Below are 402 nucleotides of genomic sequence, written 5' to 3'. Positions count from 1 at the left end.
GCCGCACGCAAATAGCCGCTCGCGACGCATTTGACGCTTCGAACAGGTCCGTCGCCGCGCCCACTGTTGGCCCTCGACTAGAAATATGTCCATCTACAAGGTCGTCGGGCAACAGCACCTGGGCCGCGAACGCGTCACAGCAGGCGTCCTCAAACGCCTCTGGTTCGCGGTGCTCGACAACCCTGGTTCCCAGTTCGATGTCAGTCTTCTGGATGTGGTGGCCGAGTTCGTGCAGAAGCGTGAACTGTTGACGACGGCGAGACATCGACTCCGTCACGACCAGTGTCGGCGGCTCCCATCGGTACCCACCAGCGACCGAGCAGTTCAACTGCGAGTCCGGAGGAACAAATTCGGGCACCCGCAGAACGGCGAGATCGCCGCGCTGCTGCAATGCCATGAAAT

The 402-nt window shown here is 61.2% G+C and carries 1 protein-coding gene; it reads right to left on the bottom strand.

Annotation, left to right across the window (positions count from 1 at the left end; translation table 11 throughout):
- Positions 1-402 (bottom strand): ImmA/IrrE family metallo-endopeptidase (locus SB775_RS27610; RefSeq protein WP_410864329.1); only part of this gene is annotated, 402 nt, incomplete at both ends.

Source organism: Peribacillus sp. SIMBA_075 (genome assembly GCF_046534585.1).
Note: the sequence above shows the minus strand (reverse complement) of the source record. Positions and strands in the feature narration are given on the sequence as shown.